Raw genomic sequence first — 13944 nt, 5'->3', positions numbered from 1 at the left:
CCCGGTGCCGCCGAGCCGTCACCGCCCCCGGCAACCCTGGACGCATGACCCCAACCGCGTCGCACCACCACGGCCCGCGCCGGCGCCTGCTCGTCGTCGGCAACGGCATGGCCGGCGCCCGCACCGTCGAGGAGATCCTCGCGCGCGGCGGCCGGGACCAGTTCGACATCACCATGATCGGCGACGAGCCGTACGGCAACTACAACCGGATCATGCTCTCCCACGTGCTGGCCGGGGAGGCCGACGTCGACGACGACCTCGTCCTCAACCCGATGAGCTGGTACCGCGCGAACGGCGTGACCTTGTATGCCGGTGACCGCGCCACCCGTCTCGACCGCTTCGGCAAGACCGTCACGTGCGAGTCCGGCCGGCAGGTCCCCTACGACCTGCTCGTCGTCGCGACCGGATCGAACACCTTCTTCCCCAACATGGACGGGCTGCGTGAACCGGACGGACGGCTCGGCCGCGGGGTCTTCGGCTTCCGCACCCTCGCCGACACCAACGGCATGCTGCAGATGGCCGACGCCCACGACGACGTCCGCGCCGTGGTCGTCGGCGGCGGCCTGCTCGGCCTCGAAGCCGCCTACGGGCTGCGCACCCAGGGCCTGACCGTCACCGTGGTGCACTCGCCCACCCACCTGATGAACCAGCAGCTCGACGAACGCGGCGGCCGGGTACTGCGCACCGAAATCGAACGACTCGGCATCACCGTGCACACCGGCACCCGCACCACCGCCGTCCTGCGCGACGACCGCGGCGCCGTGACCGCCGTGCACTTCGCCGACGGCACCGTCGTCGACACCGACATGGTCGTGGTCACCGCCGGCATCCGTCCCAACACCGAATTCGCCCGCGCCGGCGGCCTCGTCGTCGAACGCGGCATCGTCGTCGACGACCAGATGCGCTGCGAGGAAGAATCGAGCATCTACGCCGTCGGCGAATGCGCCCAGCACCGCGGCGAGGTGTACGGGCTCGTCGCACCCGTCTGGGAACAGGCCGTCGTCCTCGCCGAGCACCTCACCGGCACGAATCCCCACGCCGCGTACGAGGGCTCGCGCACCGGCACCGCCCTCAAGGTCGCCGGCATCGACGTCGTCGCGATGGGCATCAAGGGACCCGAACACGAAGACGACGAGTTCGTCCAGTTCTACGATCCGCGCAGCGGCATCTACAAGAGCATCGTCGTGCGCGACGACCGGCTCGTCGGCGCCATGCTGCTCGGCGACGTGAGCAGAGCCACCACCCTGACCCAGGCCTTCGACGGCAGGATCGAGATCCCCGCGGACCGCGCGGCGCTGCTGTTCGACCTCGGCGACCCGCAGGGCGCCGACGTCGCCGCCGACCTGCCGGACGAAACCCAGGTGTGCAACTGCAACGGCGTCAGCAAGGGTGACATCGTCTCCTGCGTCCACGACGGCGCCGGCACCCTCGCGCAGGTGTGCGCCCGCACCCGCGCCGGGAAGGGCTGCGGCTCGTGCAAGAGCCTGGTCGCCGACATCGTCGCCTGCGCCGCCGGCGGCGCCCTCGCCGCGGACCCCGCCGCGAACTGGTACGTGCCGTGCATCCCGCTCGCCAAACCGGACCTGATCGCCGAGATCCGCCGCCGCGACCTGCGTGCGGTCTCCCAGGTCTTCGCCGAACTCGCCCCCGGCGGCCGCGAGGAGGCCACCGCCAAGATGCCGCTCGCGTCGCTGCTGCGCACCGTGTGGGGCCCCGACTGGGTCGACGAACGGGGTGCGCTGTTCATCAACGACCGCGTCCACGCCAACATCCAGCGCGACGGCACCTTCTCCGTGGTGCCGCAGATGAAGGGCGGGGTCACCACCCCGGACCAGCTGCGGCGCATCGCCGACGTCGCCGACAAGTACGACGTGCCCATGGTCAAGGTCACCGGCGGCCAGCGCATCGACCTGCTCGGCATCCGCAAGGAGGACCTGCCGAAGGTGTGGGCCGACCTGGACATGCCCTCCGGATACGCCTACGGCAAGAGCTTCCGCACCGTCAAGACCTGTGTCGGCAGCGACTTCTGCCGCTTCGGCCTCGGCGACTCGACCGCGCTCGGCATCGCCCTCGAGGAACGCTTCCAGGGACTCGAGACACCCGCCAAGCTGAAACTCGCCGTGGCCGGATGCCCCCGCAACTGCTCGGAAGCGCTGTGCAAGGACGTCGGCGTCGTCGCGGTCGGCGACGGACGCTGGGAGATCTACGTCGGCGGCGCCGCCGGCGCCCACATCCGCAAGGGTGACCTGCTCGCCGGCCCCGTGTCCGGCGACGACGTCCTGGCCCTGGCCGGCCGGTTCATCCAGTACTACCGCGAGAACGCCGCATGGCTCGAGCGAACCTACGACTTCGTGCCCCGCGTCGGCATCGACCGGCTCCAGGCGCTGCTGGTCCGAGACGAGGAGGACATCGTGACCGGACTCGACGACCGCATCGGCGCCGCCGTCGCGGCATACCGGGACCCCTGGCTCGAACGGACAGCCCCGAAGTCGCCGGCACAGTTCCGTCCCGCGCTGCCGCTGCTCCCGCTGCCGCAGGTGCCGGTCCGATGACCACCACCGAAAGCCGGACCACCGCGCGGGAGTACGAGGTGGGCGCGCTGAGCGACCTGACCCCGGGCGAAGGCCGCACCTACACGGCGGGCGGACGGCAGATCGCCGTGTTCCTGCTCGGCGACGGCACCGTCCGGGCGCTGGACGCGGTGTGCCCACACCGGGGCGGACCGCTCGCCGACGGCCAGATCGACCCCGACCTCGTCGTGTGCCCCCTGCACCAGTACGCGTTCAGGTTCGACACCGGACGGTGCACCGCACCCGGCATCGACCCCGTCCACATCTACCCCGCGCGGGTGCACGACGGCCGGATCGTCGTCACCGTCGGGTGAGCGACGGGTGGCTGTCACGCCACCAGCAGTACACGTACAGCGTCAGCGCGGCGACGAGGGCGGTGACCACCCAGATGGTCACCGCCACGTCGACCCACGACCCGATCGGCGGCGAACCCGGCAGGATGCCTCGCAGCGGAACCACGGCGAACAGCATGGCCGCCATCCAGGCGAGCATGTCGGTTTCGACTGCCCGGCGCCGCCGGAACGTCTGCACCGCGACGAACGCGGCGAGCACCGCGAGGACGACCATCATCAGCAGCAGGATCGCCGCATACACCAGAGTGCCCCCGGTGCGCACGAACACCACCTCGGTGCCGTCCACCCCCTCGGGGAAACCGAGCTCCGGGGCCGCCACGACCGCTCTACGGTCGATCGACCACCCGTCGATGCGGCCGTCGATCAGCACCGCCGACGGCACCGGCTCCCGCTCCGCTCCCTCCCCCACGTCGACCTCCACGACGACCGGCGTGACGTCGAAGACGTCGAACGGCCAGCGGATCGCCTGCCCCCGCGCCAGCAGTTCCACCGGGTAGCCGACAGGCACGGTGTGAGCCGGGAAGAACAACTCCGACTGCGCGACAGCCGGCACGAGCAGCACACTCAGCGGCACGGCGAGCGTGGCCCCGTTCGCATCGAGGAACGACTCCCCGGGATAGATGGTGACCTCCGCATGCACCCGGTCGACCGTCGGCTGCAGCGACTTCATCGTCACCACCACGAGCACCGAGTCGGCAGCCACCTCCACGGGCCGCCACTCCCGCCGTTCGTGCGAACTCACCCCGAACAGGAGGAGTACGCCGGCATACACAGCGATCGCCGCCGCCACCAGAGACATCAGCACAGACCGGCGAGACGGGCGATTCGGACGCGGCGCAGGCACTCCCGGACTGTAGTCCGCAGGTGCCGCCCGGGGGTCTTTGCTTTGTTTGTTGGCGAGTTGTCGTGGGAGGGGTAGCCGTAGCATCCGCCGGAAATCGGGCGGATTTGGCGTATCCGACTGGTGGGCACGGGGTTTCGAGTTCGGCATGCGCTGTCGACTGGTTGGTGCTTGACTGCCGATGATGATGTTGGTCGGTGCTGGTGGAGGCTGGGGTCGTGGCGACGCGGATGTTCGCGGACGAGGAGTTGGAACGACTGCGGGGATTCCCGGAGATCAGCCGCGAGGAGCTGTTCCGGTACTTCACGCTGACGCCTGCGGATCTGGCGTTCGTGGATCCGGGCCGGGGCCGGGGCCCAGCCGAGCGGCTGGGCTTGGCGATCGCGTTGTGTACGCTGCCGTGGCTGGGATTCGTGCCGGATCGGCTGGTCACGGCTCCGCCGGTGGCGGTGGCTCGTGTCGCCGAGCAGTTGCGGTTGGATCCGGTGGTGATCGGTGCCTACGGCAGGCGAGCCAAGACCCGCACCGAGCATGTGCGCCTGGCCGCGCGGTACCTGGGATGGCGTGCGGTCGGTGCGCTCGAGTTCAAGGAGCTCGATGAGTTCCTGCTCGCGCGGGCGATGGAGCACGATTCCCCGACTCTGCTGTTCCGGCTGGCGTGTGAGTATCTGATCTCGGCGAAGGTGATCCGGCCAGGCCCGGTCACCGTGGTCGAGCGGGTCGCCCACGCCCGCCACCAGGCCCAGACCGAAACCTATGACCGGCTCGCTCACGAGTTCACTGCGGCGCGGTGCGCGGAGTTGGACGGCTTGCTTGTCACCGACGCTTCGCTGGGGATCTCGCGGTTGCGGTGGCTGTCGACCGGGCCGGTGGAGGCCTCGGCGGCCGCGGTCCGCGCCGAGGTCGACAAGCTGGGTTTCCTGCGCGGGTTGGGCGCTGATCGGCTGGATATGTCGGTGCTGCCCGCCGAGCGGCGCCGGTTTTTGGCCACGATGGGCCGGCGCCTGAGTCCGCAAGCGCTGCAACGTCGGGATCCGCAACGCCGGTATCCGATCCTGCTCACGGTGCTGGCCCAGTCCGGCACCGATGTCCTCGATGAGGTCGTGGCGTTGTTCGATCAGGCGATCTCGGTGAAATTCGGTGCTGCCGAACGGAAGATGCAGCAGCGGCTGGCCGAACGAGGGAAGACTGGAGAGGACCGTCAGGCGCTGCTGGACGATCTGTTGGAAATCGTCACCGACCCCGGCGTTCCGGATGAGGAGATCGGTGCGCTGATCCGCGGCGAGAAGATCGGGTGGGAGCGCCTGCGCGCGGCGATCGCCCAGGCCAAGCCCAGGTTGCCGCGTGATCACGGGCATCTGGCGGCGTTGGATTCCTCCTACAACTACCTGCGTCAGTTCACCCCCGCGGTGCTCGAAGCGGTGCGCTTCTGCGGCGGTACCGCCGCGACCGAGTTGCTGATCGCGGTGAACATGCTGCGCGAGTTGAACGCGACCGGGCGGCGCAAGGTCTTCGATGACGCCCCGACCGGGTTCGTGCCGATGAAGTGGCGCGGCTACCTCGACGAGGCCCGCAAATCCGGCAGCGCGACCGCGTATCGGCACTACTGGGAGTTGTGTGTGCTGCTCGGATTGCGTGACGGGTTGCGCAGCGGGGATGTGTTCGTGCCGGGCTCGCGCCGTTACGCCGACCCGGCCGCCTACCTGCTCACCACCGGGCAGTGGGAACCGCAACGCGTTGAGTTCTGCGGCCTGGTCGGGCGATCCGCCGATCCTGGCGTCGCGCTGGCCACCGTGGTCGCCGAACTGCACGACGCTCTCGGTGAGCTGGAGGAGGTGCTGGCCGGCGGGGACGGCCCGGTCCGGCTGGACGAGGGCGGGGATCTGGTGATCTCGCCGCTGAGCGCGGAAGATGTTCCCGCCGAGGCGATCACGCTCAAGGCCGAGCTGACCGAAATGCTGCCGTTCGCGCCGATCGTGTCGCTGCTGATCGAGCTGGACAAACGCACCGGCTACCTGGACTGCTTCACCCACGCCGGCGGTCAGGCCACCCGGACGCCGGAGCTCAAACGCAACCTGATCGCGGTACTGCTGGCGCACTCGACGAACCTGGGGTTGACCCGGATGGCCGAGGCGTGCGGAATCACCTACGACATCCTGGCCTGGACCGACGAGTGGTATGTGCGCGAGGAGACCCTGCGCGCGGCCAACCTGGTACTGGTCGGCTACCACCAGCGGCTGCCGCTGACCGCGGTGTTCGGCGCCGGAACACTGTCGTCGAGCGACGGGCAGCGTTTCCCGACGCGCGGTAAGTCGACCACGGCGCGGCCGTTGAGCCGCTATTTCGCCAGCGAGGGCCTGTCGACCTACACCCATGTCAGCGACACCCACGCCACCTACGGCACCAAGGTCATCGTGGCGACCAAACGCGAAGCCCACTACGTGCTCGATGAGATCCTGGGCAACGCCACCGATCTGCCGATCACCGAGCACGCCACCGACACCCACGGGGTCACCCTGGTCAACTTCGGGTTGTTCGACCTGCTCGGGATGCAGCTCTCGCCACGGATCCGGGATCTGGGGCGGATCACCCTGTACCGGCCGGGCCCGCGCGCCGAGGCCGAGGCCCGGTTCCCGCACGCGGGCCCGCTGATGACCCGCAAGGCCAACCTGGGTTTGATCGCCGAGCACTGGGACGATCTGCTGCGGTTGGCCGGATCGCTGAAGTTCGGGCACGCCACCGCGTCGCTGTTGGTCGGCAAGCTGTCGGCGTCGGGGCGGCAGAACACCCTGGCCGCGGCGCTCAAGGAGTACGGGGCGCTGCGGCGCACCATTTACGCCGCGAGATACCTCTCCGATCCGGACTACCGGCGCAAGATCTCGCGGCAGCTCAACAAGGGCGAGTCGCTGCACGCGCTGCGCCGCGACCTGCTCTATGCCCATGAGGGGATGATCCGGGCGCGCCACCTCGAGGACCAGACCGAGCAGGCCTGGTGCCTGACCTTGACGACCAACGCTGTGATCGCCTGGACCACAGAGTATTACGGGTTCGCTGTCGAGCAGATGCGCCGGACCGGGCAGCGTATCGATGACGAGGTCCTGGCCCACATCAGCCCGGCCCACAGTGCCAACATCAACTTCTTCGGCGCGATCGAGGTCGACATCGACGCCGAGCTGGCCCAGCTGGGCCCGACCGGGTACCGGCCGCTGCGGGTGCGCGACACCTTGTTCTGACCGCGCGGAACCGGGGCCCGTGGTTACGGCGTGGCGATGTCGATAGCGGTGTCTGCTGGCGTGGGTGTTCGGTGGGCGGTGAGGAAGTTGTCGACGAGCCGGGTGCAGTCGTCGTGGTCGATGCTGCGTAATCCGGTGAGACGGGCGAACACGATCGGGCCGAGGAGTTCGATGATGGCGAAGGTGGTGTCGAGCTCGCCGAGCATCGCGCGGGCCTCGGGACTGGTGAGGATCTGGTCGAACGGGTGGCGGTACTGCTCGATGACGCGCGCGCGCAGCGAGGTGACCGCGGCCGGGTCGGGGTGGTCCTCGCCGATGGAACCCATCGCCAGCCAGGCCAGGGTGGTCATCTGCACCGGAGCCTGTTCGATGAGGTCGGCCTGGCTGGCGAGCAGCGCCAGGAGCCGCTCACGCACGGGCCCGGTGCCGGTCGGTGTGTCGACCTGGGGAAGTAGTCGTTCGAAAGTCGCCGCGAGCAGCTGGGTGGTGCTGCCGAAGTGCCGGTAGAGGGTGGCGCGGGCGACCTTCGACACGCGGGTGACCGCCTCGACGGTGACCGCCTCGACACCGCCGGTGGACAGCAGATGGGTGGCCGCGTCGAGCAACCGGTTGCGTGAGCGCGCCAGTCGCGGATCGGCCTGCTCGTCGTCCGCGGCGAGCGGGTCGGTCGCCGCCGGGCCTGGGTCGGTCATGGACGCGCCTTCCTCCGAATTCGTGTCGTTGAACTCTTGATATGGGTGAACTCTATCCCACCCCCCAACCACTATGATACGAATGGTCTCGTACAGATACCGTTGGTCTTCAAAGTCGGGGAGGTGCCGGTGGCCACACCCGGAACGGACACTGTCGAGATCGCCCGCTGGACCAGGGCCCAGTGGTGGATGCTGGCGGTGTCGTGCCTGGCGGTGGCGCTGGTGGTCGCGGCGATGGCGGCGTTGTATTCGGCGTTGCCGCAGATCGCGCTTGCGACCGGGGCCACCCAAGCCCAGCTGACCTGGATCGTCGACGGCTACACGCTGGTGCTGGCGTGTCTGGTGCTGCCCGCCGGCGCCGTCGGTGACCGTTACGGGCGCCGCGTGGTGCTGGTGGTGGGGTTGGTGGTGTTCGCCGCCGCCTCGGCGCTGCCGCTGCTGCTGTCCGACCCGGCCTGGTTGATCGCGACGCGCGCGCTGGCCGGGGCAGGCGCCGCGCTGGTGATGCCCTCGACGCTGTCGATCCTCACTGCAGGGTTCGCCCCCGCTCATCGCGGCCGGGCGGTGGGGATATGGGCCGGGGTCGCCGGATCCGGGGCGATACTGGGGATTCTCGGTGCCGGGGTGCTGCTCGAACGATGGTCGTGGCTATCGGTGTTCGTAGGGTTGACCGTGGCCGGGGCGGTGCTGGCGGGGTTGGCGTGCACCATCGCCGAGTCCCGCCAGCGCGAGCATCCGCAGGTGGACTGGGTGGGCGCGGTGGCGGTGGCGGTCGCTGTCGCGGCGATCGTGTTCGCCGTGATCGAGTTCCCCGCGCGCGGCTGGGCCGACCCGCTCGTCGCCGCCGCCGCCGGGGTCGGCGTGGCCGCGACGGCGGCCTTCGTGGTCGTCGAGCTGCGCTCGGCGGCGCCGCTGCTGGATGTGCGGTTGTTCGCCCGCCGTGGTTTCGGTGCCGGGTCGCTGTCGGTGACCATCCAGTTCCTGGTCACCTTCGGGGTATTCCTGCTGCTTGTGCAGTACCTGCAGCTGGTCTTCGGTTACGGGCCGCTGGCCTCGGCGCTGGCGTTGGCGCCGATGGTGGTGCCGCTGGTCGTGATCTCGGTGATCGCGCCGTGGCTGTCGAGCCTGGTCGGGTTACGGGTGATGACCGTGGCCGGCCTGCTCACCATCGCCGCCGGGCTGGTGCTGGTGAGCCGGCTGACACTCGCCGCGCACTACCTCGACCTGCTGTGGCCGCTGCTGATCATGAGCGCGGGCCTGGGATTGTGCACCGCGCCGGCGACCTATGCCATCGTCGCCGACACCCCCGAGGCCAAACACGGGGTCGCCGCCGCGGTCAACGACGCCGCCCGCGAGATCGGCGCCGCGATCGGGATCGCCGTGGCCGGCAGCGTGCTGGCCGCCGGCTACACCCACCGCATCCAGCCCGCCCTGCCCCAGTTGCCCGAGCCCGCCCGCGGCCCGGTCGCCGATTCCCTGGCCGCGGCGCTGCAGGTCGCCGACCAGGCCGGACCGGTGGCCGCACCGCTGGCCGAGTTCGCCAAGGCCGCGTTCGTGCACGGCAGCGGCCAGGCCGCGCTCGCCCTGGCCGCCCTCACCACCGTCGGGGCGATCGTGCTGGCAGTACTGGCCCCCGGCCGCGCACCACGCCGCCGATACATCTCGACCATTTCCCCCGCAAAACACGCTCCCTTCTCGTGAAAGACGCCCGTCATGACGGCCTATCGCACGATCATCGTCGACACCGACGGATCCGACCGCTCCTACCGTGTGGTCGACCACGCCGCCGAACTCGCCCACGCCACCCACGCCCGGCTCCTGATCATCTGCGCCCGCCACCACATCGACGCACGTGAGCTCGGGGCGGACCTCGACCGGCTCGGACCCGACGCCTACCAGCTACGCGGCACCACTCCCACCGAGGCCATCCTGCGGACCGCCCACCAGCACGCCCTCGCCCACGGCGCCACCGACATCGAAACCCACATCCTGTCCGAACCCGCCCCGCACGCGCTGCTGCACCTGGCCGCCGCCACCGGCGCCGACCTCATTGTCACCGCCGATCCCCACCGGCCACCGCTGCTGGCCCGGCTGCTGACTACCCCACCGATCGAGCTCGCCCGCAAAGCCCACTGCGACATCCTCTTCACCACCGCACGGTAGACACACCCCACAGAAAGCGCCCATGACCGAGAACACACCCAGCACCCATACACCCGAGCCCCGACAGGTCCCGGACTGGATTCCCGCCTTCCCTGTGCTCGCACCCGACTCCGCCGACCTGCCACCCCACCACGACCACTGCCTCGGCTGCGGACCGGCCAACCCCCACGGCCACCAGCTACGCGCCCGCCGCGACGCACACGGCGTCCACGCCCACCACCGCTTCGACTCTCGCCACGTCGGCGCCCCCGCGATCGCCCACGGCGGCGCGGTCGCCACCGTCCTCGACGAACTGTTCGGACTCTTGCTCTACACCGTCGGGGAACCCGCGGTCACCCGCCACCTTGCCATCGACTACCTCGCCCCGATCCTGCTCGACACCCCTTACACCCTCCGCGCCCACATCCACGCCCGCGACGGCCGCAAACTCCACCTGCAAGCCACCATCGAAAACGACCACGCCCACGTGATCACCACCGCCACCGCCCTGTTCCTCACCGTCGACGTCAACCACTTCCTCACCCACAACACACCCCCACACACCGATAACACCCCCTGACCTGTTCCGTAACCGGATCGGCCACCGGAACACCACTCAGAGCCAACGTCGGCCCAGCTCACCGGTGTTCCGTAGAGGTGTTCCGCTGACTGTGCCGGTCAACCCCCGCTATCTGGAACACTTTCGGCATGGGTGAGCCGTTCCGCGTCGGATACTGCCGCTGCTCCACCGACGAACAAGACGTCGAGATCCAAACCGAGCAGCTATTGGCGCTCGGAGTGCCGCGTGAGCGGATCTTCATCGACAAAGGGTTCTCCGGGACCACCCGCAAGAACCGGGCCGGGCTCGACAACGCACTCGCCGCCGTCACCTCCGCCGCGGCGGCCATCGACGGGCGACAGGTAGTGCTGACCACGCCGAAGTTCGACCGATTCGCACGCAACATGGCCGAAGCAGGCCAGACCCTGACCGAACTGCGCGAGCGCGAGGTGCTGTTCGGACTCGGGAGCTCGATCTACGACTGGAACGACCCGTTCGGCAAGCTCTTCCTGCAAACCTTGGCCATGGTCGCCGAATTCGAGGCCAACCTCAACCACCTACGCACCCGCGAGGGCATGGCCAAGGCCCGCGCGAAAGGCAGGCTCAAGGGCAAGCAGCCGAAACTTCCTCTCACGGCACGGAAAACAATCCACCGCCGCTACCACGACCCCGCCGACGACGCGAGCCTGGCGGACCTGGCCGAGGAATACAGCGTCGGCCGCTCCACCATCCACCGCATCGTCAGCAGTGCTGCACCACGAGCCTGAGAATTCACCAGCCTGTCGTCAGGATCCCGCTACTTTGCACTTCCTGACAACCTTGGGTTGCGGGCCCTTACGTCCCACACGAGTTCTGGCCCGAATCGGATCGTCGGCGAGCTGGGCGGATACGCCGCGCCCGCCAGGAGCCGGTGGCGAGACAGACGATCGTTTCGACCCAACAGGCCGAGCGGATCACCGACCGGGCACTACGCCATATCCGCCCGATTTTCGGCAAATGCTACGGCTACCCCTGGGAGCGAGGAAGGTTTCGGTAATTTTGTATGTTCCGTATTGTTCGGAATAATTCCCGTCGTTCCGGGCGACCGCCGAGTCGGCCTCCACTGCGCACCACCCTCGACGTCCTCACATGGCTTCGCCGGCTCGGGCCGACCGGACGGAACATCGGCCTCCGGATTCTGCTGTTCCGAGACTCTGCGCCTCGTCGCCTGCCGCTCCGCTCCCCTGCACTACAAGCCGAGAACGAGTGTTCGCAAATTGTTGGGCTTCCGTGTCGTACCGATTACCTATGGTGGGGACATGACCGCGTCCGCACCGCTCGCAGAACCAGCCGACAGCGCGACGGGCCCCCGCCCGGAGCGGCCCATCGACATCTACCGCCGCGCCATCGCCGTGGTCGAGGCGTGCCTGCCCCTGGGCTGGACGGTCACCTCCGACCGCCCCCGCTCCCCCGCGGCCCCCGACCGGATCCTCGTGACCGCGCCCGACGGCGAATCGGTGTCGTACGCGGTCATCGCGTCCCGCGGCGTCCTCAGCGGAGACGTCGCGCGCATCGCCGCGGAACTGTCCGAGTCCGACCGCGGATTCGTGTGCGCTCACTATCTCTCCGATCCGGTCCGCCGCCAGCTCGATCAGCACGGCATCTCGTACTCCGACGCGACCGGGAATCTCACGCTCGTCGCGTCCCGGCCGGCGATGTGGGTGCGCAACCGCGGCGCCGACGCCGACCCGTGGCGCGGGCCCGGCCGGCCGTCGGGCGTGCTCACCGGCGAACCGTCCGAACGCGTGGTCCGGGCGCTCGCCGACTTCACCGGGGAGATGTCCGTACCGGAACTGATCCGGCTCTCCGGTGCCTCCACCGGCGCCACCTACCGCGTCGTCGAGGTCCTCGGGGAACGGGAACTGATCCGCCGCATTCCGCGCGGCCCGATCACGATGGTGCACTGGGAGAAGATGCTGCGCGCGTGGGCTGCGGACCGTAAGCCTTGCGTCACAAGGGGATTCGCCGCGCCCGACGGCATCGGCACGGTACGGGCGGATCTCTCCGAACCGCTCGACCTGAGCTATGCGATCACCGGTCTCGGGGCCACCGACTACGCAGGCGCCGAGGTCCTCGAGGTGTACGCCGACGACCCGGACACGTTCGCCCAGGCCCTGGGTCTGCGCCCGGTCGACCGCGGCGCCGACGTCGTGGTGGCCACGCCGTGGTCGCCGGTGGTGTTCGAGCGGATGGAGCGACGCGACGGACTACGCTTCGCGGCACCGTCCCAGGTCTATGCGGACCTGCTGGCCGGACCGTTCCGCAATCCGAACGCCGCCGAACACCTACTCGCGGCGCTCACCGCCGACCCGAGCGCGTGGCGCCGGCCCGTGGGGCGCACCTGACCGTGGTCAGAGGCCGAGCGCGGTGACGGCATTGCCGGCGAGTCCGGCGTGCTGGCGGCTGTAGAGCGCCACCATCCGCTCGTCGGCGTGCCCCGTCTGCGTCATGATCGTCTGGGTCGTGGCTCCGTTGCGGACGGCCTGGGTGACGAACCCCGCGCGCAGGCTGTGCCCGCCCAGGGTGGCGACCACCTCGGGCGCGAACCCCGCCTGCCGCGCCCGGCGCTGGATCATCGAGTGCACCGACTGCCCGCTCAGGGCGCCGCTGCCGACGGCACCGGTGCGGTGGATCGTGCGGAACAGCGGCCGTTCCACACTCCCCGTCCCCGGCGCGACACCGCGGCAGCAGTGCTCGTCGCCGGCGGCACACTCGGCGCTCACCAACTCCCGCACCGCCGCCCCACCGTCCGCGTCCCATGCGTCGAGCACCTCGCGCCAGCGCCGGTAGGCGCACACCGGGCAGGTCTGCGGATCCCGGCCGTACGGGAGCGTGACGGTGCGCCCGCGCGCGTCCCGATCCGCCTTCGAGCGACGAATCGTCACGTACAACCCGTCGGACCGATGGGCGACGACATCGGACATGGCCAGTGCCGACAGTTCCGACCGGCGCATCGCACCGGCGAGCCCCAGCAGTAGCAGGGCGGAGTCGCGGCGCTCGGCTACCCGATCCGGCCACTCGGTGGCGGCGGTGCGCATCGCTCCGACGATCGCCCGGATGTCGTCGGTGAGCAGGGGTGTGCGGCGCGCCGGTGGCGCCGCACGGGTCCGCCGGATGCCCCGCACCACGTCTCGCACGGCCTCGTGGTGTCCCGGCTTCGGCAGTCCCGCCAAGGCGTGCATCTTGTTGATCGTCGCGACCCATCGCGCGAGGGTCGACGGGGCGTACGCCCACCGCCCGTCGGGTCGCAGTTCGCCCGACTTCTCGGTCAGGTACCAGCCCACGAGTTCGGGCGCGGCCGGAAGGGGGACGTGACCGACGGTGTCGCACCATCGGGCGAACTTGTTCCAGTCGCTGGTCACGGCGGCGCGGGTGTTCTCCGATGCGGCCTTGGCGCGGAGCCGGCGCATCGCCTCCTCCACACCGGGGGGAAGCGCCGGCGCAGGCAGTGGCGAGTCGGGGGAATCATTGCCCGGCAACTGATTCGTCACGGTGACACCACTCCTCTGCCCGAC

11 protein-coding genes are annotated in these 13944 nt (G+C 69.7%); 8 read left to right on the top strand and 3 right to left on the bottom strand.

Annotated features, from left to right (window positions below; translation table 11 throughout):
• Window positions 1–44: 44 nt before the first annotated feature.
• Window positions 45–2552 carry a nitrite reductase large subunit NirB gene (gene nirB / locus LZP97_RS07775; RefSeq protein ID WP_010596470.1) on the top strand — a complete coding sequence of 836 codons (2508 nt, stop codon included), beginning with the start codon at window positions 45–47 and terminating at the stop codon, window positions 2550–2552.
• Complete coding sequence (locus tag LZP97_RS07770; RefSeq protein ID WP_010596471.1) at window positions 2549–2884, top strand: Rieske (2Fe-2S) protein; 336 nt, start codon at window positions 2549–2551, stop codon at window positions 2882–2884. The genes nirB and LZP97_RS07770 overlap by 4 nt, the downstream gene beginning before the upstream one ends.
• Here LZP97_RS07770 and LZP97_RS07765 read toward each other — a convergent pair.
• Window positions 2871–3722 carry a DUF4436 family protein gene (locus LZP97_RS07765; RefSeq protein WP_200903470.1) on the bottom strand — a complete coding sequence of 284 codons (852 nt, stop codon included), beginning with the start codon at window positions 3720–3722 and terminating at the stop codon, window positions 2871–2873. The genes LZP97_RS07770 and LZP97_RS07765 overlap by 14 nt on opposite strands.
• Window positions 3723–3982: 260 nt before the next feature.
• On the opposite strand from LZP97_RS07765, the gene LZP97_RS07760 reads away from it, so the two are divergent.
• The gene (locus LZP97_RS07760) at window positions 3983–6997 is read left to right on the top strand and encodes a Tn3 family transposase (RefSeq protein ID WP_039583599.1); all 3015 of its coding nucleotides are present in this window, start codon (window positions 3983–3985) and stop codon (window positions 6995–6997) included.
• Window positions 6998–7020: 23 nt separating this feature from the next.
• Here LZP97_RS07760 and LZP97_RS07755 read toward each other — a convergent pair whose 3' ends face one another.
• Entirely contained in the window at window positions 7021–7689 is a 669-nt protein-coding gene (locus LZP97_RS07755) for a TetR/AcrR family transcriptional regulator (protein ID WP_006554624.1), read from the bottom strand.
• Between the two features lie 129 nt (window positions 7690–7818).
• On the opposite strand from LZP97_RS07755, the gene LZP97_RS07750 reads away from it, so the two are divergent.
• From LZP97_RS07750 to LZP97_RS07730, 5 genes are all read left to right on the top strand, one after another.
• Window positions 7819–9390 (top strand): MFS transporter, encoded by a 1572-nt coding sequence (locus LZP97_RS07750; protein WP_039583601.1) that lies wholly within the window; start codon window positions 7819–7821, stop codon window positions 9388–9390.
• A gap of 12 nt (window positions 9391–9402) precedes the next feature.
• Window positions 9403–9852, top strand: a complete 450-nt coding sequence (locus LZP97_RS07745; protein WP_006553198.1) for a universal stress protein — start codon at window positions 9403–9405, stop codon at window positions 9850–9852.
• Window positions 9853–9874: 22 nt separating this feature from the next.
• Complete coding sequence (locus LZP97_RS07740) at window positions 9875–10411, top strand: PaaI family thioesterase (protein ID WP_006553199.1); 537 nt, start codon at window positions 9875–9877, stop codon at window positions 10409–10411.
• Window positions 10412–10539: 128 nt separating this feature from the next.
• Complete coding sequence (locus tag LZP97_RS07735) at window positions 10540–11157, top strand: recombinase family protein (protein ID WP_006553200.1); 618 nt, start codon at window positions 10540–10542, stop codon at window positions 11155–11157.
• Between the two features lie 531 nt (window positions 11158–11688).
• Complete coding sequence (locus LZP97_RS07730) at window positions 11689–12774, top strand: hypothetical protein (protein ID WP_010596473.1); 1086 nt, start codon at window positions 11689–11691, stop codon at window positions 12772–12774.
• 6 nt (window positions 12775–12780) lie between these two features.
• Here the strand turns inward: LZP97_RS07730 and LZP97_RS07725 are convergent, their stop codons facing one another.
• The gene (locus LZP97_RS07725; RefSeq protein WP_048774383.1) at window positions 12781–13839 is read right to left on the bottom strand and encodes a tyrosine-type recombinase/integrase; all 1059 of its coding nucleotides are present in this window, start codon (window positions 13837–13839) and stop codon (window positions 12781–12783) included.
• Between the last annotated feature and the right edge of the window lie 105 nt (window positions 13840–13944).

It is taken from the genome of Rhodococcus sp. DMF-1 (genome assembly GCF_021441945.1).
Taxonomy (GTDB): Bacteria; Actinomycetota; Actinomycetes; order Mycobacteriales; family Mycobacteriaceae; genus Rhodococcus; species Rhodococcus ruber.
The sequence above is the reverse complement of the archived record's forward strand: the minus strand, read 5'-3'. Positions and strand labels throughout refer to the sequence as shown.

What these genes read in the sequence shown, in the direction of transcription:
- nirB (WP_010596470.1), top strand. Translation starts at nt 45, where the DNA reads ATGACCCCAACCGCGTCGCACCACCACGGCCCGCGCCGGCGCCTGCTC.
- LZP97_RS07770 (WP_010596471.1), top strand. Translation starts at nt 2,549, where the DNA reads ATGACCACCACCGAAAGCCGGACCACCGCGCGGGAGTACGAGGTGGGC.
- LZP97_RS07765 (WP_200903470.1), bottom strand. Translation starts at nt 3,722, where the DNA reads ATGTCTCTGGTGGCGGCGGCGATCGCTGTGTATGCCGGCGTACTCCTC.
- LZP97_RS07755 (WP_006554624.1), bottom strand. Translation starts at nt 7,689, where the DNA reads ATGACCGACCCAGGCCCGGCGGCGACCGACCCGCTCGCCGCGGACGAC.
- LZP97_RS07745 (WP_006553198.1), top strand. Translation starts at nt 9,403, where the DNA reads ATGACGGCCTATCGCACGATCATCGTCGACACCGACGGATCCGACCGC.
- LZP97_RS07740 (WP_006553199.1), top strand. Translation starts at nt 9,875, where the DNA reads ATGACCGAGAACACACCCAGCACCCATACACCCGAGCCCCGACAGGTC.
- LZP97_RS07735 (WP_006553200.1), top strand. Translation starts at nt 10,540, where the DNA reads ATGGGTGAGCCGTTCCGCGTCGGATACTGCCGCTGCTCCACCGACGAA.
- LZP97_RS07730 (WP_010596473.1), top strand. Translation starts at nt 11,689, where the DNA reads ATGACCGCGTCCGCACCGCTCGCAGAACCAGCCGACAGCGCGACGGGC.
- LZP97_RS07725 (WP_048774383.1), bottom strand. Translation starts at nt 13,839, where the DNA reads ATGCGCCGGCTCCGCGCCAAGGCCGCATCGGAGAACACCCGCGCCGCC.